We start from the raw sequence: 23,195 nt of genomic DNA, 5'->3' as shown, positions 1-23,195 counted from the left end.
CCAGCGCTTCGGGCCGGCCGCGCAAGTGGCCGGCCCTTTTTGCTGGCGCGTGCTCAGGGTTCGAGGTCGAGCTTGCCGTTCAGGTGCTCGGGCGGCGCGACGCTGCGCATCCACTTGACGGACTCCACCCGCCAGCGCGCGTCATCCTGCTTCAGCAGCGCGTAGATGCCGGGCAGGTGGGCCGAGCCATAGGTCAGGAAGATCCTGTCGTGCCGATCGGCCAGCAGCCGCTGCACGAGCTGGCGATTGCGGTAGTCGATGGTCACCGCGTCGAAGGGGTCGCGCGGCCGGGCCTTGGCGCTGCGCGGGCGCAGCAGCAGCGTCAGCATGCCGCGGCAGACGGTGCCGGCAATCGCCTGCTGGCGCTCGTTGCCGCGCCGCTGCCAGGCCACGAAGGCGGCCAGCTGCTGGTTGCCGATGGCGGGCACGCTGCGGCTGGCCTCGCGGTCCTGCATCGCTTCCAGGAACGTCATGTCGGTGGCCAGCAGCCGATCGAACTCCTGGCGCAGCGCCAGCGACGACACGTCCGCCGCCACATGCCGCTCCGGGTGCAGCTTCTTGTCGATCTCCAGCGGCTCGAAGTAGCTGGCCTGGAACACCAGGCCACAGGTCGACGCCAGCTGCTCGTAGGCGCGGGCCAGGTCGGCGCCGGTGCCGAGGTACTCGTTCAGCCAGGCATCGGCGCGACTGTCGGGCAGCACGCCCTCGTAGTAGATGACGGCGCCTTCCACCAACGCCTTGCCCGCGTCGTAGACGACCGAGCGATAGAAAGCGTCGGTGCCCACGTGCATCATGCCCTGGAAGGTCAGCGTGCGACTGCCGTTGGTCAGCACCACCTGCGGCTGGATCGGCGGCTTCAGCGATGTGACCAGCGCCAGGTAATAGATGGGCGCCGCCACCAGCACGCCGGCCAGGCCGTACAGCGTGAGCGCGGCCTTGGCCCACGGCCAGAAGGGCGCACGCGTGCGGCGGCGCGCCCACCAGGCAGCGGGCAGCGCCAGCACGGCTGCTGCGGCGAGCAGTGCCGGCGGCAGCCACGGCGCGATGGCCCACAGCACCGGCAGCGCTGCGAGGGCCAGCAGCGCCAGGCTGAAGGCGAGCACGGCGCCCACCCGCAACCGCAGGCGTTCACGTGCGCAGGCGGCTGCGCCTGCCGGCGGCGGCGTGATCTGAGTCATCTCCGGAGCGTCCATGGCGCGCATCCTGACACGCTCAGGCGCAGCTCTCCCGCACGCAGCCGCGCAGCCAGCGGTGCGCAGCGTCGCCATCCATGCGCGGATGCCATAGCAGCGACACCGCGAACGGCGCCAGCGGCAGCGGCAGGTCCAGCGTGTGCAGCCCGTGGCGCAGATGGGCCGTGTGACGCTCGGGCACGGTGGCCACCAGGTCCGTGCCGCGCGCCAGTGCCAGCGCCTCGGCGAAGCCCGCCACCGTGACGGTGATGTCGCGGCCGAGGCCCTGGGCCGACAGCGCCGCGTCGACCGGCCCGGCCACCGTGCCGCGCCGCGAGACGGCGACATGCCGGCAGGCCGCGTAGCGCCCGGTCGTCAGCGCGCCGCTCGACAGGGCATGGCCTTCCCGCACGACGGCCACGAAGCGGTCGCGGAACAGCGCCTGCGCGCGCAGCTCCGGCCCGGTGCTGGCGCCGACCACGCCGGTCTCCAGGTCCACGCTGCCGTCGCGCAGCGGCGTGCTGTCGCGGTCGGGCTTGGGCACGAAGCGCAGCCGCACGCCGGGCGCCTCGCCGGCCACGCGGGCCAGCAGCGCCGCGCCGAAGTTCTCGACGAAACCTTCGCGCGTGCGCAGCGTGAACTCGCGCGCCAGCCGGCCCAGGTCCAGCGCCGCCGCCGGCCGCAGCGCCGCCTGCGCCTCCTGCACCAGCGGGCCGATGCGTTCGCGCAGTTCCAGCGCCCGCGGCGACGCCACCAGGCCGCGGCCGGCGCGCACCAGCAGCGGGTCGCCGGTGGCCTCGCGCAGCCGGGCCAGCGACCGGCTCATGGCCGACGGGCTCAGCCGCAGCCGCCGTGCGGCACCGGCCACGCTGCCCTCGGCGAGCAGCGCGTCCAGCGTCAGCAGCAGGTTCAGGTCGGGGTCTGGCATGGCGTCTCGTGCAGCAATGAAGTGCAGATGATGCGTCTTCCGCCATGTCTCACCAAGACCTAAGGTTGCTGCATGACGACGACAAGCCTCACCCCCTCCCGCGCTGCGCCGGCCCACGGCGTGCTGGCCAGCCTGGCCTTGTGCATGCTGCTGCCCGCGCTGGCCATCAGCAGCGCCAACATCGCGCTGCCCACGCTGGCCGCTGCCTTCGACACCGGCCCGGCCCGTGTGCAGTGGGTGGTGCTGGCCTATCTGCTGGCGACGACGACGCTGATCGTCGGCGCTGGCCGGCTGGGTGACCAGATCGGCCGGCGGCGCGTGCTGATGGCGGGCATCGCGCTGTTCACAGCCGCGTCGGCGCTGTGCGCCGTCACACCGTCGCTGCCGCTGCTGATCGCCGCGCGGGCGCTGCAGGGCGTGGGCGCAGCGGCCATGATGGCGTTGACGATGGCGATGGTGGGCGCCGCGCTGCCCAAGGCGCAGACGGGGCGCGCGATGGGGCTGCTGGGCACGATGTCGGCCGTGGGCACGGCGCTGGGGCCGTCGCTGGGCGGCGTGCTCATCGCCGGCCCGGGCTGGCCGGCGATCTTCGCCGTCAACCTGCCGCTGGGCCTGCTGGCGCTGGCCATGGCATGGCGCTGGCTGCCCGCCGACGCCGGCGCGGGTGGAGCGAAGGGCTTCGACGTGGCCGGCACGCTGTGGCTGGCGCTGACGCTGGCCGCCTACGCGCTGGCGATGACGCGCCACCTCGGCCTGCTGGCCGTGGCGGCCATCGGGCTGTGCGGCTTTCTGCGCACGGAGGCCCGCGCCGCCTCGCCGCTGGTGCCGCTGCAGCGCCTGCGCGACCCGGCGCTTGCCGCCGGCCTGGCGATGAACGCGCTGGTGTCCGCCGTCATGATGGCCACGCTCGTCGTGGGGCCCTTCCACCTCAGCGGTGCCCTCGGGCTGGGCGCGGCGGCGGTGGGGGCGTTGATGTCGGTCGGCCCCGTGGCCTCGGCGTTCAGCGGCGTGCCGGCCGGGCGACCGCCTGGGCGCGCGGCGCATGGCGCAGCTGGGCCTGGCGGCGATGGCGCTGGGCTGCGGGCTCATCGCGGCGCTGCCAGCGTCGCTGGGCGCCGTGGCCTACGTGGGGCCGCTGCTCATCGTCACGCCGGGCTACGCGCTGTTCCAGGCGGCCAACAACACGGCGGTCATGGCCGACGTGGCGGCAACGCAGCGCGGCGTCGTCAGCGGGCTGCTGACGCTGTCGCGCAACCTGGGCCTCATCACCGGCGCCTCGGCCATGGCGGCCGTGTTCGTGGCCGGCGGCCTGCGGGTGAGCTTCGTCATCGCGACAGGCCTGGTTGTTTTCGCATTCGGACTTGCCAGACGCGCGAAATGACAAGCACAATCGCGCCCGCTCCGGGGTGCCCGGGCCTGGCGAAAGCCGAGCCCAGACGCTGAGACGGTCGACGACGACCGAACCCGTGAACTTGAACCGGCTAATACCGGCGTAAGGAGAGCGCGCGCCTCGCGGCGTGCCGACGGCCACCTCTGCGGTGAACCGTCCGGCGCATTTGCAGGCGGCCTTGGAGCAGCTAACCCATTGCTTCAGGAGACCGCCGTGAACGCCCCCGATAAGAACCTCTCGTTCGATGAACGCCTGTCGCTGACGCGCGAGCCCTTTCCGGCGTCGAGCAAGGTCTACGTGACCGGCGGCCGGCCCGACGTGGCCGTGCCCATGCGCGAGATCGCGCTGACCAACGGCGAGCGCGTCGTCGTGCACGACACCTCGGGCCCCTACACCGACCCCCAGGCGGCCATCGATGTGCGCCGCGGGCTGCCGCCCATCCGTTCGAGCTGGATCGCCGACCGGGCGGACACCGAGGCCTACGCGGGCCGCACCCGCGTCGCGCTGGACGATGGCGGCAAGCACGAGGACAACGAGCGCATCGCCGCGCTGCGTGCCGATGCCGCCGCGCTGCAGCGCCCGCCGCGCCGCGCCCAGGCCGGCGCCAATGTCTCGCAGATGCACTACGCGCGCCGCGGCATCGTCACGCCGGAGATGGAGTTCGTGGCGCTGCGCGAGAACGGCAAGCGCGAATGGATGCGCGACTACCTGGGTGACGCCGAGCGCGAGCAGCGCCTGCGTGGCAATGCGATGGGCGCGCGCATCCCCGACATCATCACGCCCGAGTTCGTGCGCGACGAGGTGGCCCGCGGCCGCGCCGTCATCCCGGCCAACATCAACCACACGGAGCTGGAGCCGACCATCATCGGCCGCAACTTCCTTGTCAAGGTCAACGCCAACATCGGCAACTCGGCCGTCACGTCCAGCATCGAGGAAGAGGTCGAGAAGCTGGTGTGGAGCATCCGCTGGGGCGCCGACACGGTGATGGACCTCTCCACCGGCCGCAACATCCACACGACGCGCGACTGGATAGCTCGCAACTCGCCCGTGCCCATCGGCACCGTGCCGATCTACCAGGCACTCGAGAAAGTGGGCGGCGTCGCCGAGGACCTGACCTGGGCCATCTTCCGCGACACGCTGATCGAGCAGGCGGAGCAGGGCGTCGACTACTTCACCATCCACGCCGGCCTGCGGCTGCCGTTCATCCACCTCACCACGAAGCGCCGCACCGGCATCGTGTCGCGCGGCGGCTCCATCCTCGCGAAGTGGTGCATCACGCATCACCGCGAGAACTTCCTGTACACGCACTTCGAAGAGATCTGCGAAATCATGAAGGCCTACGACGTCACCTTCTCGCTGGGCGACGGCCTGCGCCCCGGCAGCGGCGCCGACGCCAACGACGAGGCGCAGTTCGCCGAGCTGCGCACGCTGGGCGAGCTGACGCAGGTCGCGTGGAAGCACGACGTGCAGACCATGATCGAAGGCCCCGGCCATGTGCCCATGCACCTCATCCAGGCCAACATGGACGAGCAGATCAAGCACTGCCACGAGGCGCCGTTCTACACGCTGGGCCCGTTGACCATCGACATCGCGCCGGGCTACGACCACATCGCCTCGGCCATCGGCGCGGCCATGATCGGCTGGATGGGCACGGCCATGCTCTGCTACGTGACGCCCAAGGAGCACCTGGGCCTGCCCGACCGCGACGACGTGAAGCAGGGCCTCATCGCCTACAAGATCGCCGCCCACGCGGCGGACATCGCCAAGGGCCACCCCGGCGCTCGTGCGCGCGACGACGCGATGAGCAAGGCCCGCTTCGAGTTCCGCTGGATGGATCAGTTCGCCCTCGGCCTGGACCCCGACACCGCACGCGACTATCACGACGAGACGCTGCCCAAGGACTCGTCCAAGGAAGCGCACTTCTGCTCCATGTGCGGGCCGAAGTTCTGTTCGATGAAGATCACGCAGGACGTGCGTGAGTACGCCAGCCGCAACGGCCTGGAGGCGGCCGAGGTCGTCGCCGTCGGCATGGCGCGCAAGTCGGCCGAGTTCAAGGCGGCCGGCGGCGAGCTCTACATCCCCATCCAGCCGCAAGCCTGATGAACATCGCCATTGCAGGCGCCGGCGTCATGGGCCGGCTGCTGGCCTGGCAGCTCGCGCGGGCCGGGCACCGCGTGCGCGTGGTGGACCCGGCCACGGCGCCGGAGCAGCCCGGCGCGGCCGGCTTCACGGCCGCCGGCATGCTGAGCCCGCTGGCCGAGCGCGAGCATGCCGATGCCGAAGTCGCCGAGCTGGGATGGCGCTCGCTGGCGCTGTGGCCGGGCATCGCCGAGGCGCTGGGCCAGCCGGGCCTCGTGCGCACGCACGGCAGCCTGCTGCTGGCCCATGGCAGCGACCTGGGCGCCGCGCAGCGCGTGCTGGCCCGCATGCCCGAGGGCCCGCAGCCGCTGGACCGGGCCGCGCTGCACGCGCTGGAGCCGCACCTCGCGCCCGACCTCAAGGCCTGGCTGCTGCCCGGCGAAGGCCAGCTGCTGCCGCGCGAGCTGATGGCCGCGCTGGGCCGGCCGGCCGGCGGCATCGACTGGCAGTGGGGGCGCCTCGCCACGGCGGTGCAGCCGCACGAGCTGCGGCTGGACGACGGCCGCCGGCTCGTGGCCGATCTCGTCATCGACACGCGCGGCCTCGGCGCCCGGCACGACCTGCCGGGCCTGCGCGGCGTGCGCGGCGAGATCATCTGGCTGCACGCGCCCGGCGTGGTGCTGCAGCGGCCCGTGCGGCTGATGCACCCGCGCCACCGCGTCTACCTCGTGCCGCGGCCGGGCGACGTCATCGTCGTCGGCGCGTCGGAGGTGGAGAGCGAGGACCGCTCGCCGGTCAGCCTGCGCAGCGCCGTCGAGCTGATGGCCGCCGCGCACAGCGTGCTGCCGGGCCTGGCGGAGGCGCGCATCGCCCGCCTGGAAACCCAGCTGCGGCCCGCGCTGCCGGACCACCGGCCGCACCTGCACCACGAACCCGGCCTGCTGCGCATCAACGGCCTGTTCCGCCATGGCTGGCTGCTGGCACCCGCGCTCGCCGAGAAAGCCCTGGCCCATGTCTGAATTCACCGTGAACCACCAATCCCACCGCTGGCGCGAAGGCCTGAGCGTGGCCGCGCTGCTGGCCGAGCAGGGCCGGGCGGCCGATGCCGTCGCCACGGCGCTGAACGGCGCCTTCGTGCCGCGCGGCCGCCGCGACGCCACGCTGATCCAGCCCGGCGACGAGCTGACCCTGATCCAACCCATCACCGGAGGCTGACCTCATGAGCTTCACGCTGTACGGCCGCACGCTGGCGAGCCGTTTCCTGCTCGGCACCGCCGGCTATCCGTCGCCCGAGGTGCTGCGCCAGGCCGTGCAGGCCAGCGGCGCGCAGGTGCTGACCGTGGGCCTCAAGCGCACGCTGGCCGCGGCGGGCGACAACGGCTTCGTTGCCGCCATCCGCGACACGCTGAAGGCGCGCGGCGGCCACCTGCTGCCCAACACCGCCGGCTGCCGCACGGCGACCGAGGCCATCATCCTGGCGCAGATGGCCCGCGAGCTGTACGACACGCCGTGGATCAAGCTGGAGGTCGTCGGCGACGAGCACACGCTGCAGCCCGACCCGTGGGAGCTGGTGGCCGCGGCCGAGCAGCTGGTGAAGGACGGCTTCCAGGTGTTCCCGTACTGCACCGACGACCTCGTCACCTGCCGTCGCCTGCTGGACGTGGGCTGCGAGGTGCTGATGCCCTGGGGTGCGCCCATCGGCTCGGGTCAGGGGCTGCTGAACCCGTTCGCGCTGCGCACGCTGCGCGAGCGCCTACCGGGCGTGCCGCTGATCGTGGATGCCGGCATCGGCGCGCCGTCGCATGCGGCGCAGGCGATGGAGCTGGGCTTGGACGGCGTGCTGCTGAATTCGGCGGTGGCACAGGCGGGCGACCCCGTCGGCATGGCGGCCGCCTTCGGCCAGGCCATCGCGGCCGGCCGGCTGGGCTACGAGGCCGGCGTGATGGCCAAGCAGGACATGGCGGTGGCCAGCACGCCGGTGGGCGGCAGGCCTTTCCTGATCCCATGACGACACCGATCGTCTGGAGCATTGCCGGGCTGGACAGCGGTGGCGGCGCGGGCCTGTCGGCCGACCAGCGCGCGGCGGACGCGATGGCCGTTCACCTGTGCCCCGTGGCCGCGGCGCTGACGGCGCAGAACAGCGTGGCCGTGGAGGCCGTCTTCCCCGTGCCGCCGGAGCAGCTGGACGCCCAGCTCGCCGCGCTGGCGCAAGACCTGCCACCGGCCGCCATCAAGACCGGCCTGCTGGGCGGCGTGGCGCAGCTGCGTGTCGTCACCCGCTGGGTGGACCGGCTGCGCGAGCGCGGCCCGGTGGCGCTGGTGGTGGACCCGGTGCTGCGCGCGTCCACCGGCGCCAGCCTGGCGAGCGACGAGCTGCTGCAGGCCTACCGCCACGAGCTGCTGCCGCGCGCCACCGCCGTCACGCCCAACCGCCGCGAGGCCGACCGGCTGGTGGGCGCTGGCTGCCCACAGCAGCAGGCGCCGCAGCTGGGTGTGGCGACCGTCTGCATCACCGGCGGCGACGAGGCCGGCCCGCTGGCGGTGGACTGGCTGCACAGCCCGCAGGCCAGCGGCTGGCTGGCGCTGCCGTGGCGGGCCGCGGGCAACAACCACGGCACCGGCTGCTGCTTCGCGACGGCGCTGGCGGCCGCGCTGGCCCGCGGCTTCGTGCCGGCCGACGCGGCGGTGCTGGCCAAGATGCTGACGACCTCCGGCCTGCTGCCCGACCCGCCACCCGGCGCGGGCGCCGGCCCGGTGCGGCCGGCGGCGGGCTTCATCACCGACGCCAGCCTGCTGCCGGCGCTGTTCGACAACCCGCCCGCCGCCTGGCCGGCGCACGCGGCGGGGCCGCCGGCGGTCGAGGGCGTCTACGGCATCACCGACCGCGGCGCGCGGGCCGCCGAGCTGTTCGCCGCCGGCCTTGGCACGGTGCAACTGCGCCTGAAGCGCGCCGACGGTGAAAGCGGCGCCGCCTGGCACACCCGCCTGGACGCCGAGGTGTCCCAGGCGCGCGACGCCGCACGGCGCCATGGCGCCACCTTCATCGTCAACGACCACTGGCGCGCCGCGCTGGCGCTGGGCGTGGACTTCGTGCACCTGGGCCAGGAAGACCTGCTGGCGCTGGACGCCGCCGGCCGCGCCGACCTGGCCCAGGCCCGCGCGCGCGGCCTGCGGCTGGGCCTCAGCTCGCACAGCCTGTGGGAGCTGGCCCGCGCGGTCGCCTGGGCGCCGGACTACGTCGCCTGCGGGCCCGTCTGGCCCACGCTCACCAAGGCCATGCCGTGGCGGCCGCAGGGGCTGGACAACCTGGCCTGGTGGGCGGCCATGTCCCCGGTGCCGGTCGTCGGCATTGGTGGTGTGCTGACGCCGGAACAGCTGATCCAGATCGCCGCCGCGGGCGCTGCGGCCGGTTGTGTCGTGCGCGGGCTCAAGGAACTGCCGGTGCAGGACTGGCTGGACGCGTGGCGCAGCGGGGCGGGCATGCCGGCGACGCCCGATCCGGGCTGGCCGCACCCCTCGCTAGGCGTTGCTTAGGGCCTGGTAGACCAGCAGCGACGCGTGCGCGTCGTTGGCCGCGTATTGCAGCTGCTGCGGCGTCAGCGTCGCGTTGGCCCAGTTGGAGGTGGTGGCCTTCTTGGATTTGGCGAACCGCTGGCCCAGCACGACGGCCACGGCGACCTTCAGGCCGACGGCGTCCTTGAAGCCCAGCCGCTTCACCAACTGCGACACGTCGATGGACTTGCCGAGCGTCAGGCCGAGCTTGCGGTGGATCTGCGGTCGGTCAGACGCGAGGCCGAAGCCCACCTTGACGATGTCGTCCGACTCGATCATGGCCTGCAGAAAGCCCGTGACGCCAGCCGTGGCCGTCTGCACGATGTAGGCGTCGGTCAGTGTCGCGAACTGGATGACCTCGGGCCCCGTCTGCGGCTGGCCGGCCACGAAGACGGGCTTGCTCTCGGTGTCGAAGCCCACATGCCCGGCCGCGCGCAGCGCTGCCTCGGCGGACTCGAACTGCGCCGACGTCTTCAGCACATGGATGCGGCTGGCCGGCAGCGCCACGTAGGGCGGCATGGCGGCGATCTGCTCGGGGGTGGGGCGTGGGCGGGGCGGCGGGGGGCGCATGGCGGCAGTATGGCTGCCAGCCCGACGTCTCAGTCGTTCAGGCCGCGCGATGCAACCCTGCGCCAGCGGGGCGGCAATCCGTCACGACGGGTTCACTCGGGCCGTGGCGTTTGCGCCAGCAGCGACTGGGCCAGGGCCTGCACGGCTGGCAGTTCCTCGCCCTGCGGCGTCGTGCAGATGAGCAGCCGGCGGCGTGCCCATGCGTCGGACAACGGCACGACGCGTGCGCCCGCCTGGCGGTCGCGTGCCGCCGCGCCTTCGGGCATGACGGCGGCGCCTACGCCGGCGGCAACGAGCTGCGCGATGGCGTCGAAACTGCCCAGGCGCACGCGGTGGCCGGGCACGCGCCCGCAGCGGCTGGCCTGCGCAGCCAGGAAGCGGCTCAGGCCGCTGTCCCGCGCCAGCCCGACCATCGGATGCGCCAGCAACTCGCTGAACGCGAGGCTGCGGCGGCGGGCGTGCCAGCGTTGGGGCAGCAGCGCGACGAGCCGGTCGTCGATCCAGGGCCGCACCACGAGGCCGGACGTGTCGACATGGTCCGCCACGATGCCGAAGTCGGCACTGCCGCGGCGCAGCGCCTCGACGACCGCGTCGCTGGGAAGCTCCTGCACATCGACGTCGATGTCCGGATGGGTCGTCAGGAAGCGGCCGATGGCGTGGGGCAGCGCCTCCGTCAGCGCGGCCGTGTTGCACAGCAGCCGCACGGTGCCGCGCAGGCCGTGCCCGAAGCTCGCCATCTCGACATGCAGCGACTCCAGTTCCGCGAGCACGCGGTGCGCGTGACGGGCCAGCGCGCGGCCCGCAGCGGTGGGCGTGGCGCCGGCCTTGGAGCGGTCCAGCAGGCGCGTGCCGGCGGCGACCTCCAGCGTCTTGAGACGCGCACTGGCGGCGGCGAGGGACAGGTTCACCGCGGCCGCGGCGGCCGTGATGGTGCCGTGCGCGACGACCGCGGCGAACAGATGCAGGTCGAACGGATCGATGCGGTAGTCGACGGTGCGGCGGGATGGGGAGGGCATCCGGCCATCCTACGGAAGTGCCGAAGGATGCGTGCGGCGCCTTGTGATGGACGCGCGGCGGGTGGGCTCGCACGATGCGGCCATGGACGGATTTCATCTCGTGTCGGTGGCCGTGGTGTTCCTGCTGGCGGGTGGCGTCAAGGGCGTCACCGGCATGGGGCTGCCCACGGTCGCGGTGAGCCTGCTGGGGCTGTGGATGCCGCCGGTGCAGGCCGCGGCGCTGCTGGTCGTGCCGGCGCTCGCCACCAACGTGGCGCAGTGCCGTGGGCCGCACCTGCGCGCGCTGGCCGCGCGGCTGTGGCCGGGGTGGGTGGCCATCGCCCTCGTCACCCTCGCCGCGCCGGGCCTGGGGGGCGCGGCGCCCGACGCCTCGGCGAAAGCCGGGCTGGGGGCGGTGCTGGTGGCCTACGGGGTGTGGGGCCTGTGGCGCCCCGCCTTGCCCGACCTGTCGACGCGGCCGCGCTGGTGGAGTGCCGCCGCGGGCGCGGCCACGGGCGCGGTCACGGCGATGACGGCGGTGTTCGTCATCCCGTGGGTGCCGTACCTGCAGGCCCTGCGGCTGGGCAAGGACGAGATGGTGCAGGCGCTGGGTCTGTCGTTCACGGTTGCGACGCTCGCGCTGGCCGTGCGTGTGCAGGCCGTGGCGCCGCAGGCGGTGTGGTCGCCTCTTGCCGTGGGCGTGGCGCTGGCGGGCGCCTTTGCCGGGCTGGCCGCCGGCGAGGTGCTGCGGGGCCGCCTCGCGGGTGCCGCGTTCCAGCGGGCGTTGTTCGTCGTCTTCATTGCGCTCGGCGTGGCGAATCTGGCCCGGCCGGGCTGAGGTGGATGGCGGCCGAATCAACTCGTTGATCGTTGTGCCTTGCCGCGCGACCGACAGCCGTGGCAGCGCCCCCGCGTCATTACGATGGTTTGATTCCGACGACCCTGCCGGCCGCGGTGCCGGCGCCATCCCCATCATGCAGAGACCGGCCCTGTCTGGCACATCCGCGCGCCGCCGTTCGGCGCTGAAGGCGCTGTCCGCCGTCCCGCTCCTCGCCGCGCTGCCCGGTGCCGCGCTGGCCAACGACGCCCTGCCCGCCCGCTGGCGAGACGCCACCACCGGGCGGCTCATCGTGCGCGTCGACGACCGCCCCGGCAACTACGCGCTCTACTTCAACTACAACCCGTTCACGCCTCAGGGCGACCTGATGATCTACCTCACCCCCGAGGGCATCCGCGTCGCCGACACCCGCACCTGGCAGACGCGGCTGGTGCTGAAGGCCGGCGTGGACCGGCTGCTGTTTGCCGGCCCGAAGACGCGCAGCGCCTACTACACGACGCGCGACGCGGCGGTGGAGGAGGGCGGGCCGTCGACGGTGTGGTCGGTGGACCTGGACACGGGCAAGACCCGCCGCATCGCCGACGTGCCTGGCGGCCGCGTGATGGCCATCAATGCCGACGAGACGCTGCTGGCCGGCGTGTGGGAGACGGCGCCGGCGCCGCCGCACATCGCCGCGCAGGGCAAGCGCGACCCGGTGACCGGATCGCCCCACTACGCGGGCACGGGGCCAGACGGCAAGCCGCTGTCCTTCGCCGCCGCCAAGGGCAAGTGGATGGCCGAGCGGCTGGCCTCGCGCGTGCCGATGGAGATGTACAGCGTGGCCATCGCCACCGGCGAGCGCAAGACCATCCACCGCGCGACCGACTGGCTGAACCACCTGAAGTTCTCGCCCACCGATCCGCAGCTGCTGATGTTCTGCCACGAAGGCCCGTGGCACGAGGTGGACCGCATCTGGACCATCCGCACCGACGGCTCGCAGCTGACCAAGGTGCACACCCGCACGATGGCAGGCGAGATCGCCGGCCATGAGTTCTGGGGGCGCGACGGCCAGACCGTCTGGTACGACCTGCAGACCCCGCGCGGCGGTGTGACCTGGCTGACCGGCCGCAACCTGACCACCGGCGAGCAATGGCGTTACGAGGTCGCGCGCGACCAGGCGTCCTACCACTTCATGCAGTCGCCCGACGGCCAGATGTTTTCGGGCGATGGCGGCAACGCCGGCAAGTGGATCAGCCTGCTCAAGCCCGTGCTGCGCGAGAAGCCGGTGCCCGGCCTCATCACGCCGGGCAGGCTGGAGAGCATCCGCGTGGCGGACTTGTCCCGGCACGACTACACGCTGGAGCCCAACCAGCACTTCACGCCCGACGGCAAGTGGCTGGTGTACCGCGCAAACATTGAAGGCAAGCCCGTGATCTACGCGGCGGAGCTGCCGCCCCGCTAAGCGCGGCGCAATCTTCCGTCTTCAGGCCGAGCGCCGGGCCGCCCCAAGCCGGCCCGCCAGGGCGATGTGCGTGCGGCTCAACGCCGCACGCATCGCCGTCCCCTCGGGGGACCGACTGGGCTCGCCCGCGTTCAGCGCGGCGAGACCAGGCGAGGGGCTAAAACTTATACGACATGCCCAACGCAAACGTCCGCCCGAAGTGCGCATACAGCAGCGTGTCATCCCGCTGCGAGTCGCGGCCGTAGCGCAGCGGCTGGTCGGTCAGGTTGGCTGCCTCGAACGTGACCTTCAGCTTCGGCGTCACGTTGTACGACGCCGAGAAGTCGATGTTGGTGGACGCGTTGACGAAGGTGACGTCGTGGCCGTTCACGTCGCCCAGCACGTTGAACAAGTACTTGGAGCGGTACGCCGCCGACACGCGGGCGCTGAACTGGCTGTCCTCGTAGTACAGCGTCAGGTTGCGCGCGTCAGGCGACATGCCCACCAGGTTGGCGTTCATCGACAGCTGCGGCAGCGTCGGCGTGGCCGTGCGGGTGATGTAGTTGATGGTGGACTTCACGTGCGTGATGTTCGCCAGCAGGCCGAAGTTGCTCCACACGCCCGGCAGGAAGCTGAACGGCGCCTGCAGGTTGATCTCGTAGCCCGTCAGCGGGCCGCCCGGCGTGTTGGCCGCGCGGCTGACGGTGACGACCGAGGACGGCAGCGTCGGGCAGGCCGGCGTGCCGCCGGTGATGGAGCAGGTGCCGCCGCCGGTCAGCAGCGTGTCGGGCAGGCCCAGCGTGTTGTAGGGCACGCGTTCGCTGATGCGCTGGATGTAGGTCTCGATCTTCTTGTGGAACACGCCCAGCGACAGCAGCGAGTTCTTCGCGAAGTACCACTCGGCCTGCAGGTCGTAGGTCTTGGCGCGGATCGGGTCCAGCTGCGGGTTGCCGATGCTGACGGTCTGCGCGTTGGTGTTGACGGAGGCCGACGGCGCCAGGTCCACGTACTCGGGGCGCGACAGCGTCTTGCTGGCCGAGAAGCGCACGAACACGTTCTGCGGCAGCTGCGCGGTCAGGTTGAACGACGGCAGATAGTCGCGGTAGGTCTTGTCGAACGTGACCGGCGTCAGCACGCCGCCCGCGTTGACCAGCGCCGACGCGGTGGCCTTGGTGTCGGCCGCGCGCAGGCCGGCGTTGCCGCGCCAGGTGATGCCGCCCAGCTCGTAGTTGAAGTCGGCCGACACGTAGGCGGCGTTGATCTTCTCGGTGACGGTGCGGTTGGACTGGTTCAGCGTGACGAGCTGCGAGCCCGGCACGGCGGCGCAGTTGCACTCGATGTCCCAGACCTGGCGGAACTTGTCCAGGTCCACGGCGGCCCATTGCGTCGGGTAGCCCGAGCCCTCCAGCCCCTTGCCGAAGTTGGAGATCGTGCGCGACACGCTGGCCATCGTGAAGCCGGCCGGGTTGGCCAGGCCGTTGGCGGCGCCGGAGCTGATTTCGAAGTTGTCCCAGCTGTTGTTGCGCGCCGAGAGGCCGCCCTTCAGCGTCCAGTGGTCGTCGAGCTCCCAGCTGGCGGCGAGCGCGTTGGTCTTCAGCGTGTTGCCGGTGTTCAGGCGGCGGCCGACGAACTGGCCGTGCACGGTGCCGTCGGCGTCGGTGGGGCCGAACGTGAAGCTGGCCGGGTTCGCCACGTCGATGCCGAAGTTCAGCGCCGGCACATTGCGGTTGTTGCGGAAGTCGAACGAGAAGCCGCTGACGTTGGGGGCGTCGAACTGCACCGTCGCGCGCATCGGCGAGTTCAGCCGGCTGGCGGAGATGCCGGTCATGGCCTCCAGCTTGATGTCGTTGGTCAGCTTGTGCGTGGCGGTCAGCACGTGCTGGCGGAAGGTGGTGTTGTTGACGTCCAGCAGGCCTTCGGAGCGCACGTCCACGCCGTTGAACTTGCCGTACTCCCAGCTGCCGTTGCTGTTGAAGGACGTCTCGACGATGGACGTCTGCGGCTTGCCGTTGGCCGCGGCCAGCGTGCGGCCGAAGGAGATGGCCGAGATGTAGTTGTCGTAGCGGTTGTTGTTGAACTTGCCGCCCAGCAGGTCGAGGTTGACCTCAGTGGCGTCGGACGGCTTCCACTGCAGCGCGGCCGTCATGCCCAGGCGTTCGTACTCGGCCACCGAGCGGCGGTAGCGCGGGATGCGCGGGTGGAAGGCGCCGCTGCCGGCGGCCGGCGTGGCCACCGTGCCGCCGTAGTTGTCGGTGCGGCCGAACACGTCGTTGTAGGCCGTGGTGCTGGACGTGCGCGGCAGGTTGTTGCCGCAGTTGGCGGCCGTCACACCGCGCACGGCGTCGTTGGCGGGGCTCTGCGGCGTGGCGCCCAGCGGCGAGCAAAAGCCGCCGTCGGCGTTGGCGCTCAGCATCTCCACCGCCTCGTAGCCTTCCTCGGTGGCGTTGCGCCTGGAGTAGGCGCCGGAGACGAGCACGCCCACCTTGCCGATGTCGGTCTGCGCGCGCGTCGTGAACAGCCCCGTCACGCGCGGCGCTGGGTGGCGGGCCAGCGTGTTGTAGCTCTGCTGCGCGCCGAAGGTCAGCGTCTGCGCGTCCTTGAAGTCGAACGGCCGCGCGCCGCGCAGGTCCACCGTGGCGCCGAGCGATCCTTCCTCCACGTCGGCCTGCGAGGTCTTGCGCACCTCCAGGCTGTTGAACAGCTCGGCGGCGAACACCGAGAAGTCGAACGCGCGGCTGCGGTTGGTGCTGCCGTTGATGTCGGACGCGCCGGTGGCCGAGATCGCCTCGATGCCGTTGATGCGCACGCGCGTGAAGCCGGCGTTCAGGCCGCGCACGGTGATCTGCTTGCCTTCGCCGCCGTCGCCGCGCGCCAGCGACACGCCCGGCACGCGCTGCAGCGACTCGGCCAGGTTGGCATCGGGGAACTTCGAGACGTCTTCGGCCTTGATGACGTCGACGATGCCGTCGGCGTTCTTCTTCAGGTTCAGCGCGTTGTTCAGGCTGGCACGGAAGCCCGTCACGACGACGGCGTCCAGCTTGGCGTTGGGGTCTTCCTGTGCGTGGCCGCTGCCGGCCAGCGCGCCCATGGCCAGCGCCACGGCGCTGAGGCGCCGGGGGCTGCGGGTCTTCTTCTCTCCATTGAACTTGCTCATCACGACTCCTGTCTCCGTTATGTGTCCTCTCGGGCGAGGCAGGGTCATGGTCGTCGTACAACTGAGGCGGCGCACGGCCGGCGGCCAAACGCTCACCGGCTTGCTCAGCCGGGCTGCGGGATTTCCCGCGAGTTGTCGCGGTTTGGCGACTAGGGGGTTTTCAGCCGGCGGCCAGCGTTGCTAGCAGCGCGTCGCAGCGCTCGCGCAGCGACGTGGCCAGGCGCCGCAGCGCGGGCGTCATGCGGTGCCGGCCCACGGCCATCCAGTGCAGCGGCGCGGGTTCGCCCAGCCAGCCCGGCAGCAGCGCCACCAGGCGGCCCGCCGCCAGGTCCTCGGCCATGTCCAGCTGGCTCTTGTAGGCCAGGCCCAGGCCGCGCAGCGCCCAGTCGCGCACCAGCCCGCCGTCGTCGGCGATGCGGCTGCCGGCAACCTCGACGCTCACCGCCTCGCCGTCGGGCGACGTGAAGCGCCAGCGGCCGTGCACGCCGTCACCCAGGCCCCAGCGCAGGCAGTCGTGCCCGCGCAGGTCGGCCGGCGTCTGCGGCGCACCGTGGCGGGCGAGGTAGGCGGGGCTGGCGCACAGCACGCGGCGGTTGGCGGGCGCCACCGGCAGCGCGACGAGGCCGGAGTCCGGCGGCGTGCCGTAGCGCACGGCGTAGTCCACCGGGTCCTGCACGAGGTCGGCGATGCGGTCGCTCAGCCGCAGCTCCAGCTGCACGCCCGGGCCCGGCTCGGTGGCGATGAAGTCCTCGATCCAGCGCCACAGGTGCTGGCGGCCCACGTCGCTGGGCAGGCTGATGCGCAGCCGGCCGCTCAGCGGCTGTGCGTCGCCCGCGGCGTCGCGTAGCGCGGCCTGGCCGTCCTCCCAGGCCGCCAGCAGCAGGCGCGCGTGCGGCAGCCACTGCTCGCCGGCCTCGGTCAGCCGCAGCCGGCGCGTGGAGCGCTCGAACAGCCGCACGCCCAGCTCGCGCTCCAGCCGCGCGACGGTGGCGCTGGCCTGCACGGGGCCCAGGTCCAGCCGCCGCGCGGCGGCCGAGAAGCTGCCCGCCTCGGCGGCGGCGACGAACAGTTGCAGCGGTGCGAGACGGTCCATCTTCATCTTTATGGTGAAACTGATTTGCCGATCCTAGGCTTTTTGAAAGCAATGCCGGTCGACACCATGACGGTCATCACATCTCCTGCCTGAAAGGCCCGCCATGAAAGCCATCGGTTATCTCCAGTCCCTGCCCATCGCCCACCCCGAGTCGCTGGTGGACCTGCAACTGCCCGAACCGCAACCCGGCCCGCAGGACCTGCTGGTGCGCGTGGCCGCGGTGTCGGTGAACCCGGTCGACACCAAGGTGCGCCAGCACCGCGCGCCGCAGCCGGGCCAGCCCGAGGTGCTGGGCTGGGACGCCGTCGGCACCGTGCAGGCGCTGGGCGACGCCGTGCAGGGCTTTGCCGTCGGCGACCGCGTCTACTACGCCGGCGCCATCAACCGGCCCGGTTCGAACGCCGAGCTGCAGGTGGTGGACCACCGCATCGCCGCGCACGCCCCGCAGCGCCTGACCGACGCCGAAGCCGCCGCGCTGCCGCTGACCGCCATCACCGCGTGGGAGCTGCTGTTCGACCGCCTGGGCGTGCCGGAGGGCGGCGGCGCGGGGCAGACGCTGCTGGTCACCGGCGCCGCCGGCGGCGTCGGCTCCATCCTCGTGCAGCTGGCGCGGCAGCTGACGCAGCTGCGCGTCGTCGGCACGGCCAGCCGGCCCGAGACGCGGGCCTGGGTGGCGGACCTCGGCGCGCACGCCGTCATCGACCACAGCCAGCCGCTGCGCCCGCAGCTGGTAGCAGCCGGCGTGCCTGAGGTGCAGTTGGTGGCCAGCCTGACGCACACGGAGCAGCACTGGGACGCGCTCATCGACGCCGCCGCGCCGCAGGGCCGCATCGCGCTCATCGATGACCTCGCCGGCCCCGTCGACGTGATGGCGCTCAAGCGCAAGGCGCTGTCGCTGCACTGGGAAATGATGTTCACGCGGCCCATGTTCGGCACGCCCGACCTGGCCGAGCAGGGCCGGCTGCTGGCCCGCGTGGCGGCGCTGGTGGACGCCGGCCGGCTGCGCACGACGGTCAGCGAGCAGCTGAGCCCCATCAATGCGGCCAACCTGCGGCAGGCGCATGCGCTGGTCGAGTCGGGCCGCATGCGCGGCAAGGTGGTGCTCAGCGGTGGGTTCTGAGGCTCACCACTTGCAGCCCTTGCCGCGCGCCGCGTCGATGGCCAGCGGCACGACGGCCAGCAGGCCGGCGCCGCTGTAGGCCTTGCGGCAGTCCTTGTTGACGGCGTCTTCCACCGACTGCTCCAGCTTGGACTTGCGCTCGGGCGGCGGCGGGATCAGGTCGATGAGGCCGGTGCTGCCGCGGCGGGCCGTCATGTCGCCGCGCGGCAGCGCCAGGTTCAGCGGTGCCCGCGGCGCGCTGGCGGCAGCCGTGGGCGAGGGTGGCGTTGCTGGCGGGGCGGGCACGTCGGGCCCGAGGCGCGGGCCGGCGTCCGGCGAACCGGCGGCCGCCTTGGGCGCGGCGAAGGGGCTGGCGTTCGGGTCGCCGCGCGCGGGGCCGGCCGGCGCGCTGACCTGGCCCGGCAGGTTGCCAGCCAGTTCTGACAGGCTGGTAGTCCCCGCTGCCGGCACGGCCGCGCGCGCGTTGGGCGCGGCGGCCAGCGGTGCCACGCCGCCGGCGGCGTCCGCCGATTCCAGCCGGCGCACCGGGGCCGGCAGGTCCTGCGCGCCTTGCAACGCAGCGGCGGTCGCGGCCGCTGCCGCGCCGGGCGGGCGCAGGTCGCTGGAGCGGGCCAGGGGCGCCACGGCGGCGCCGTCGGCGGTGGCCGCTTCCAGTCGCTGCACGGGCGCGGGCAGCGGCGTGGCTGGTGCCAGTGCGGGCGTGGCGGTGGGGGCGCTGCGCAGCTCGGCCGGGCGCGGCAGCGCCGCCGTGGTGGCCGCGGCGGCCGGGGCTTCCAGCCGTGTGATAGGGCGTGGAAGGTCGGCGCTGGGGACGGCGGCGGCGGTGGCCGGGGCGGCTCGCAGTTCGGCGGGGCGGGGCAGCGTGGCCGTGGCCGGCGCCGCGGGGGCCGCGTCCAACCGGTTCACCGGCGCGGGCAGGTCGGCAGACTGCGCGGGCAGCTGCGCCGGCCGGGCGGGCGTGCGCAGGCTGGCGGCGGGCGACAGCGGCGTCACGGCGGCATCGGGGCGGGTCTCCAGCCGGTTCAGCGTGGCCGACGGCAGCTCGGGCGCGGGCAGTTGCAGCGGCGCGGCGGGCGGCGGCGTGCCCAGGTCCTGCCGCTCGACGGGGCGAAAGCCGTCGGGCAGATTCAGCGTCGCGGTGCTGGGCGGCGCGTCGGCGGTGTCGTCCGTGCGCGCGGCATCGGGCGGCACGGGTTGCGGGCGGGTGCGGCCCAGCGCGCGCGCGCCGGCCTCGGCGGGCGCCGGGCCGGCCTCGGGGCTGCCGGTGGCGGTGTCGGCCGGCGGCGCGTCGGCGTCACCGCCGCTGCGCCCCAGCAGTTTCACCGTCAGGCTGCCCCACACGCCCTGGCCCGGCGCGGCGGTACCGGTGGCGTTGCCGAACATCAGCACCAGCCACACGTGCAGCAGCAGGGCCAGCAGCAGGCAGCGCTGCATCTGGCGGGCATCGGGCGGCGGGCGGCGGCGGGCAACGGCGGTCACGGCCGCCGCATTGTGTGCCAGGCCGGTGACGGTCCGGAGTGAGGGGCAACGCCGATGCGCGCCGGCATTCAGGGCCAGCGGGGCAGGGTGTGGCGCACGGGCGGCAGCGCGGCGCCGTCGGCCGTGTAGCTGCGCTCGACGATGTGCGTGGCGCCGTCCGCCTCGCGCACCAGCACCGTGGCGCAGCGGGTGCCGTAGACGGCCGGCGCGCCGGGCTCGGCGATGCGGATGAAGCGCGGCGACAGCAGCCGCTCGCGGGCCAGGCCCACGCCGGTGTCGGGCAGGTCGGCATCGGCCGCGGGCGTGGGGTCGGCCAGCGCGGCGAGCAGGCGCTCGGTGAGGTCGTCCACGCCGCTGGCGTGCGCCAGCGCGTCGGCCAGGGCCGCGCGCAGCCCGGTGGTCTTGGGCCAGGGGGTGTCCAGCGCCGCGTTGGACAGCGCATGCAGGCCGTCGCCCAGCGCGACGGGCGCGGGCGCGCGGTTGCTGAGCCAGTGCCACTCGCGGCGGGCCAGGTCGCCCGTGACGAGGTTGAAGCCGTTGTAGCCGCCCGCCAGCCGCTGTGCGAACGCGGGTGCGTCGTCGGCGGCGTTCAGCCAGTCCACCACCAGCGCGCCGCGCGATGGGGCGGCGGGGTTCTGTCGGCCCGGCTCGCGCACGTTGGTCAGCAGCGCCAGCCGGCCGGCGCGCGTGAGGCCGAACCAGGTGCCGCCCGCGCTGAGGTCGCGGCCGGCGAGGAGGTGGGGCTGGTCAGGCCACCACGCCATTGGCGCGGCGGCCCGGGCGAAGAACTCGTCGCGGTTGGCGGCGATGACGAGCGGGAAGCGCGGGTGGGCGTTCAGCGCAAAGGCGGCGAGGCACATGGGTGGGGCTAGGGTCTGTCGGGAGGCAACGGCCATCACAGGCGGCGCGGGTGGCCGCCTATCATCGCGGCAGCAACCCTGGAGAACACGGTGCAGCGACGCCAGTTGGGACTGTTGGGGCTCGCCTGGACCTGGGACGGCCTGGCTGCGACAAGCACGCCCGCCAGCGCGCCGCCGCCCGCCGCCGCGGCACGGTTGCGGCTGCTGAGCGAGGAGTTCCCGCCCATCAACTTCACCGAAGCGGGGCAGCCGAGCGGGCTGGCGGTGGAGATCGTGCAGCAGGTGATGCAGCGCCTGGGCCAGGTGATGCCCATCGAATTCCTGCCCTGGGCGCGTGCCTATCGCGATGCGCAGGGCCGCGAGCCGGTGGCCTTGTTCTCGGCCGCGCGCATTCCGGAGCGGGAGAAGCTGTTCCAGTGGGTCGGGCCCATCGTCACCTTCTACAGCAGCCTCTACGCGCGCGCCGGCACGGACCGGCTGCGGCGCTTCGACGATGCCCGCCAGGCCGAGGCCGTGCTGGTCGTGCGGGACTGGTACACGGCCCAGCAGCTCGAGTCCGCGGGGTTTCGCAACCTGCGCTACGTCAGTGGCCCCGTGCAGGGCTTGCGCATGCTGCTTGCCGGTCGCTCGGCGCTGTTCGCGTCGGAGCGCATCAGCATGCCCGGCACGCTGCAGGCGGCCGGCATCGAGCCCAGCGCGCTGGCCGAGGTTTACACCTTCGCCAGTAGCGACGGCTACATCGCCTTCTCGCCGGGCACCCCCAGGCGTGTCGTGGCGGCCTGGCAGCGCGAGATCGACGCGATGAAGCGGGATGGCAGCTTCCAGGCGATCTACAGGCGCTGGCTGCCCCAAGATATCCCACCGCGCTGATCCGGCGTGCTGGTAGTCGGTATTCGGGCCGAGCGCTGGGCCTGCCATGGGCCAGAGGCCCATGGCGTTCCGTAGGCACAAGCAGTCCGCAGGGACTGCTTGTGTCCGACTCCACCTCACCGAGCCGGCCCGCTTGGGCGATGTGCAGGCGGGTCAATGCCGCCTGCATCGCCGTCCCCTCGGGGGACCGATCAGATGCACCCGCGTTCAGCGGCGTGCAACTGAGCGAGGGGCTGCTCTAGCACTCGACGATGTTGACGGCGAGACCGCCGCGGGCGGTTTCCTTGTACTTGGTCATCATGTCGGCGCCGGTGTCGCGCATGGTCTTGATGACCTTGTCGAGGCTGACGAAGTGCGTGCCATCGCCGCGCAGCGCCATGCGCGCCGCGTTGATGGCCTTGACCGACGCGATCGCGTTGCGCTCGATGCAGGGGATCTGCACCAGGCCGCCGACGGGGTCGCAAGTCAGGCCCAGGTGGTGCTCCATGCCGATCTCGGCGGCGTTCTCCACCTGCTCCGGCGTGCCGCCCATGACGGCGCACAGCGCGCCGGCGGCCATCGAGCAGGCCACGCCCACTTCGCCCTGGCAGCCCACCTCGGCGCCGCTGATGGACGCGTTTTCCTTGTAGAGGATGCCGATGGCGGCGGCGGTGAGCAGGAAGTCGATGACGCCGTCCTCCGTCGCGCCGTGCACGAAGCGGGCGTAGTAGTGCAACACCGCGGGCACGATGCCGGCCGCACCATTGGTGGGTGCCGTCACGACGCGGCCGCCGGCGGCGTTCTCCTCGTTGACGGCCAGCGCGTAGAGGTTCACCCAGTCCATGACCTGCAGCGGGTCGCGCAGCGCCTGTTCGGGGTTGGAGATCAGGCTGTTGAAGAGGCTGGGCGCACGGCGCTTGACCTTGAAGCCGCCGGGCAGGATGCCCTCGGTCCTGCAGCCGCGCTGCACGCAGGCCTGCATGACGCCCCAGATCTTCAGCAGGCCGGCGCGTGTCTCGGCATCGGGCCGCCAGTGGCCCTCGTTGCGGCGCATGACCTCGGCGATGGACAGGCCGTACTGCTTCGTCAGCGCCAGCAGCTCGTCGCCGGTCTTGAACGGGTAGGGCAGCACGGTCACGTCCGGCGCGATGACCTTCTGTTTGCTGCCGTCCGCTGCCACTTCGTCGCTGACGATGAAGCCGCCGCCGACCGAGTAGTACACGCGATTGGCGAGTTCGGCGCCTTCGGCGTCGAAGGCCAGGCAGCGCATGCCGTTGGCGTGGAAGGGCAGGCTCTCGCGGCGCTTGAAGACGAGATCCTTGGCCTCGTCGAACGTGACGCGGTGCTGGCCGACGAGGTTCAGGTCGCCGGCGCGGATGCCGTCCAGCAGCGCGGGAATGGCCTCTACGTCCACCGTGTCCGGCTCATGCCCGGCCAAGCCCAGCAGCACGGCCTTGTCGCTGCCGTGGCCCTTGCCGGTAGCACCCAGTGACCCGTACAGGATGACCTGCACGCGGGCCACCTGGTCCAGCAGGCCGTCGTGCTGCAGCCGCAGTCCGAACAGCCGCGCGGCGCGCATGGGCCCGACGGTGTGCGAGCTGCTCGGGCCGATGCCGATCTTGAAGAGGTCGAAAACGGAAACGGCCATGGATGCCTCGATTGGTTAGGGGGCGGCTTGTGGCCGCCCCAGCTCATC

20 protein-coding genes, 1 pseudogene and 1 riboswitch are annotated in these 23,195 nt (G+C 72.6%); of the genes and pseudogenes, 11 read left to right on the top strand and 10 right to left on the bottom strand.

Annotation, left to right across the window (positions count from 1 at the left end):
• Positions 1–53: 53 nt before the first annotated feature.
• The 3 genes from AC1Q7O_RS04505 to AC1Q7O_RS04495 are packed head-to-tail and all read right to left on the bottom strand — an operon-like array spanning position 54 to position 2,315.
• Entirely contained in the window at positions 54–1,193 is a 1,140-nt protein-coding gene (locus AC1Q7O_RS04505) for a hypothetical protein (RefSeq protein ID WP_492658374.1), read from the bottom strand.
• 19 nt (positions 1,194–1,212) lie between these two features.
• Complete coding sequence (locus AC1Q7O_RS04500; protein WP_492658375.1) at positions 1,213–2,100, bottom strand: LysR family transcriptional regulator; 888 nt, start codon at positions 2,098–2,100, stop codon at positions 1,213–1,215.
• Between the two features lie 59 nt (positions 2,101–2,159).
• Positions 2,160–2,315, bottom strand: a complete 156-nt coding sequence (locus AC1Q7O_RS04495) for a hypothetical protein (protein ID WP_492658376.1) — start codon at positions 2,313–2,315, stop codon at positions 2,160–2,162.
• On the opposite strand from AC1Q7O_RS04495, the pseudogene AC1Q7O_RS04490 reads away from it, so the two are divergent.
• The 7 genes and pseudogenes from AC1Q7O_RS04490 to AC1Q7O_RS04460 all read left to right on the top strand — a co-directional run.
• Positions 2,245–3,063, top strand: a pseudogene (locus AC1Q7O_RS04490) (MFS transporter); the annotation flags it as partial. The gene AC1Q7O_RS04495 and the pseudogene AC1Q7O_RS04490 sit on opposite strands and share 71 nt — an antisense overlap.
• A gap of 79 nt (positions 3,064–3,142) precedes the next feature.
• On the top strand, positions 3,143–3,481 hold the full coding sequence (locus tag AC1Q7O_RS04485) for a hypothetical protein (protein WP_492658377.1): 339 nt from the start codon (positions 3,143–3,145) through the stop codon (positions 3,479–3,481).
• Positions 3,482–3,492: 11 nt separating this feature from the next.
• A riboswitch (TPP riboswitch) is annotated at positions 3,493–3,616 on the top strand.
• An 87-nt stretch (positions 3,617–3,703) separates the two neighbouring features.
• Positions 3,704–5,590 carry a phosphomethylpyrimidine synthase ThiC gene (gene thiC, locus AC1Q7O_RS04480; protein ID WP_492658378.1) on the top strand — a complete coding sequence of 629 codons (1,887 nt, stop codon included), beginning with the start codon at positions 3,704–3,706 and terminating at the stop codon, positions 5,588–5,590.
• A complete protein-coding gene (locus AC1Q7O_RS04475; protein ID WP_492658379.1) occupies positions 5,590–6,588 on the top strand; it encodes an FAD-dependent oxidoreductase in 999 nt (332 codons plus the stop codon). Before thiC ends, AC1Q7O_RS04475 begins: the two co-directional genes overlap by 1 nt.
• A gap of 7 nt (positions 6,589–6,595) precedes the next feature.
• Positions 6,596–6,784: a sulfur carrier protein ThiS gene (gene thiS, locus AC1Q7O_RS04470; RefSeq protein ID WP_492658380.1), complete on the top strand. Its 189-nt coding sequence runs from the start codon at positions 6,596–6,598 to the stop codon at positions 6,782–6,784.
• A gap of 4 nt (positions 6,785–6,788) precedes the next feature.
• Positions 6,789–7,577: a thiazole synthase gene (locus tag AC1Q7O_RS04465; protein ID WP_492658381.1), complete on the top strand. Its 789-nt coding sequence runs from the start codon at positions 6,789–6,791 to the stop codon at positions 7,575–7,577.
• Positions 7,574–9,103 carry a bifunctional hydroxymethylpyrimidine kinase/phosphomethylpyrimidine kinase gene (locus tag AC1Q7O_RS04460; protein ID WP_492658382.1) on the top strand — a complete coding sequence of 510 codons (1,530 nt, stop codon included), beginning with the start codon at positions 7,574–7,576 and terminating at the stop codon, positions 9,101–9,103. The genes AC1Q7O_RS04465 and AC1Q7O_RS04460 overlap by 4 nt, the downstream gene beginning before the upstream one ends.
• Here AC1Q7O_RS04460 and AC1Q7O_RS04455 read toward each other — a convergent pair.
• Both AC1Q7O_RS04455 and AC1Q7O_RS04450 read right to left on the bottom strand, forming a co-directional pair.
• Positions 9,089–9,691 (bottom strand): 3'-5' exonuclease, encoded by a 603-nt coding sequence (locus tag AC1Q7O_RS04455; protein WP_492658383.1) that lies wholly within the window; start codon positions 9,689–9,691, stop codon positions 9,089–9,091. The two genes, AC1Q7O_RS04460 and AC1Q7O_RS04455, sit on opposite strands and share 15 nt — an antisense overlap.
• A 92-nt stretch (positions 9,692–9,783) precedes the next feature.
• Positions 9,784–10,707 (bottom strand): LysR family transcriptional regulator, encoded by a 924-nt coding sequence (locus AC1Q7O_RS04450; RefSeq protein WP_492658384.1) that lies wholly within the window; start codon positions 10,705–10,707, stop codon positions 9,784–9,786.
• An 82-nt stretch (positions 10,708–10,789) separates the two neighbouring features.
• Here AC1Q7O_RS04450 and AC1Q7O_RS04445 point away from each other — a divergent pair, with 82 nt between their 5' ends.
• The gene (locus AC1Q7O_RS04445; RefSeq protein WP_492658385.1) at positions 10,790–11,524 is read left to right on the top strand and encodes a sulfite exporter TauE/SafE family protein; all 735 of its coding nucleotides are present in this window, start codon (positions 10,790–10,792) and stop codon (positions 11,522–11,524) included.
• Between the two features lie 136 nt (positions 11,525–11,660).
• Positions 11,661–12,965 carry an oligogalacturonate lyase family protein gene (locus AC1Q7O_RS04440; protein ID WP_492658386.1) on the top strand — a complete coding sequence of 435 codons (1,305 nt, stop codon included), beginning with the start codon at positions 11,661–11,663 and terminating at the stop codon, positions 12,963–12,965.
• A gap of 157 nt (positions 12,966–13,122) precedes the next feature.
• Here the strand turns inward: AC1Q7O_RS04440 and AC1Q7O_RS04435 are convergent, their stop codons facing one another.
• Positions 13,123–16,098: a TonB-dependent receptor gene (locus AC1Q7O_RS04435; protein ID WP_492658387.1), complete on the bottom strand. Its 2,976-nt coding sequence runs from the start codon at positions 16,096–16,098 to the stop codon at positions 13,123–13,125.
• Between the two features lie 160 nt (positions 16,099–16,258).
• Complete coding sequence (locus AC1Q7O_RS04430; protein ID WP_492658388.1) at positions 16,259–17,191, bottom strand: LysR family transcriptional regulator; 933 nt, start codon at positions 17,189–17,191, stop codon at positions 16,259–16,261.
• Positions 17,192–17,294: 103 nt separating this feature from the next.
• On the opposite strand from AC1Q7O_RS04430, the gene AC1Q7O_RS04425 reads away from it, so the two are divergent.
• On the top strand, positions 17,295–18,311 hold the full coding sequence (locus tag AC1Q7O_RS04425; protein ID WP_492658389.1) for a zinc-binding alcohol dehydrogenase family protein: 1,017 nt from the start codon (positions 17,295–17,297) through the stop codon (positions 18,309–18,311).
• Between the two features lie 3 nt (positions 18,312–18,314).
• On the opposite strand, the gene AC1Q7O_RS04420 is transcribed toward AC1Q7O_RS04425, so the two are convergent.
• Positions 18,315–19,790 carry a hypothetical protein gene (locus tag AC1Q7O_RS04420; RefSeq protein ID WP_492662667.1) on the bottom strand — a complete coding sequence of 492 codons (1,476 nt, stop codon included), beginning with the start codon at positions 19,788–19,790 and terminating at the stop codon, positions 18,315–18,317.
• 68 nt (positions 19,791–19,858) lie between these two features.
• Positions 19,859–20,650 carry an NRDE family protein gene (locus tag AC1Q7O_RS04415; protein WP_492662476.1) on the bottom strand — a complete coding sequence of 264 codons (792 nt, stop codon included), beginning with the start codon at positions 20,648–20,650 and terminating at the stop codon, positions 19,859–19,861.
• 90 nt (positions 20,651–20,740) lie between these two features.
• Here AC1Q7O_RS04415 and AC1Q7O_RS04410 point away from each other — a divergent pair, with 90 nt between their 5' ends.
• Positions 20,741–21,520 (top strand): substrate-binding periplasmic protein, encoded by a 780-nt coding sequence (locus AC1Q7O_RS04410; RefSeq protein ID WP_492662477.1) that lies wholly within the window; start codon positions 20,741–20,743, stop codon positions 21,518–21,520.
• A 238-nt stretch (positions 21,521–21,758) separates the two neighbouring features.
• Here the strand turns inward: AC1Q7O_RS04410 and AC1Q7O_RS04405 are convergent, their stop codons facing one another.
• Positions 21,759–23,147, bottom strand: a complete 1,389-nt coding sequence (locus tag AC1Q7O_RS04405; RefSeq protein WP_492662478.1) for an L-serine ammonia-lyase — start codon at positions 23,145–23,147, stop codon at positions 21,759–21,761.
• Positions 23,148–23,195 lie beyond the last annotated feature (48 nt).

This window comes from Roseateles sp. GW823-FHT07B05, assembly GCF_058794515.1.
This window is presented reverse-complemented; position numbering and strand designations above follow the sequence as displayed.

What these genes read in the sequence shown, in the direction of transcription:
- AC1Q7O_RS04505 (WP_492658374.1), bottom strand. Translation starts at nt 1,193, where the DNA reads ATGGACGCTCCGGAGATGACTCAGATCACGCCGCCGCCGGCAGGCGCA.
- AC1Q7O_RS04500 (WP_492658375.1), bottom strand. Translation starts at nt 2,100, where the DNA reads ATGCCAGACCCCGACCTGAACCTGCTGCTGACGCTGGACGCGCTGCTC.
- AC1Q7O_RS04485 (WP_492658377.1), top strand. Translation starts at nt 3,143, where the DNA reads ATGGCGCAGCTGGGCCTGGCGGCGATGGCGCTGGGCTGCGGGCTCATC.
- AC1Q7O_RS04475 (WP_492658379.1), top strand. Translation starts at nt 5,590, where the DNA reads ATGAACATCGCCATTGCAGGCGCCGGCGTCATGGGCCGGCTGCTGGCC.
- AC1Q7O_RS04465 (WP_492658381.1), top strand. Translation starts at nt 6,789, where the DNA reads ATGAGCTTCACGCTGTACGGCCGCACGCTGGCGAGCCGTTTCCTGCTC.
- AC1Q7O_RS04460 (WP_492658382.1), top strand. Translation starts at nt 7,574, where the DNA reads ATGACGACACCGATCGTCTGGAGCATTGCCGGGCTGGACAGCGGTGGC.
- AC1Q7O_RS04455 (WP_492658383.1), bottom strand. Translation starts at nt 9,691, where the DNA reads ATGCGCCCCCCGCCGCCCCGCCCACGCCCCACCCCCGAGCAGATCGCC.
- AC1Q7O_RS04450 (WP_492658384.1), bottom strand. Translation starts at nt 10,707, where the DNA reads ATGCCCTCCCCATCCCGCCGCACCGTCGACTACCGCATCGATCCGTTC.
- AC1Q7O_RS04445 (WP_492658385.1), top strand. Translation starts at nt 10,790, where the DNA reads ATGGACGGATTTCATCTCGTGTCGGTGGCCGTGGTGTTCCTGCTGGCG.
- AC1Q7O_RS04440 (WP_492658386.1), top strand. Translation starts at nt 11,661, where the DNA reads ATGCAGAGACCGGCCCTGTCTGGCACATCCGCGCGCCGCCGTTCGGCG.
- AC1Q7O_RS04435 (WP_492658387.1), bottom strand. Translation starts at nt 16,098, where the DNA reads ATGAGCAAGTTCAATGGAGAGAAGAAGACCCGCAGCCCCCGGCGCCTC.
- AC1Q7O_RS04430 (WP_492658388.1), bottom strand. Translation starts at nt 17,191, where the DNA reads ATGGACCGTCTCGCACCGCTGCAACTGTTCGTCGCCGCCGCCGAGGCG.
- AC1Q7O_RS04425 (WP_492658389.1), top strand. Translation starts at nt 17,295, where the DNA reads ATGAAAGCCATCGGTTATCTCCAGTCCCTGCCCATCGCCCACCCCGAG.
- AC1Q7O_RS04415 (WP_492662476.1), bottom strand. Translation starts at nt 20,650, where the DNA reads ATGTGCCTCGCCGCCTTTGCGCTGAACGCCCACCCGCGCTTCCCGCTC.
- AC1Q7O_RS04405 (WP_492662478.1), bottom strand. Translation starts at nt 23,147, where the DNA reads ATGGCCGTTTCCGTTTTCGACCTCTTCAAGATCGGCATCGGCCCGAGC.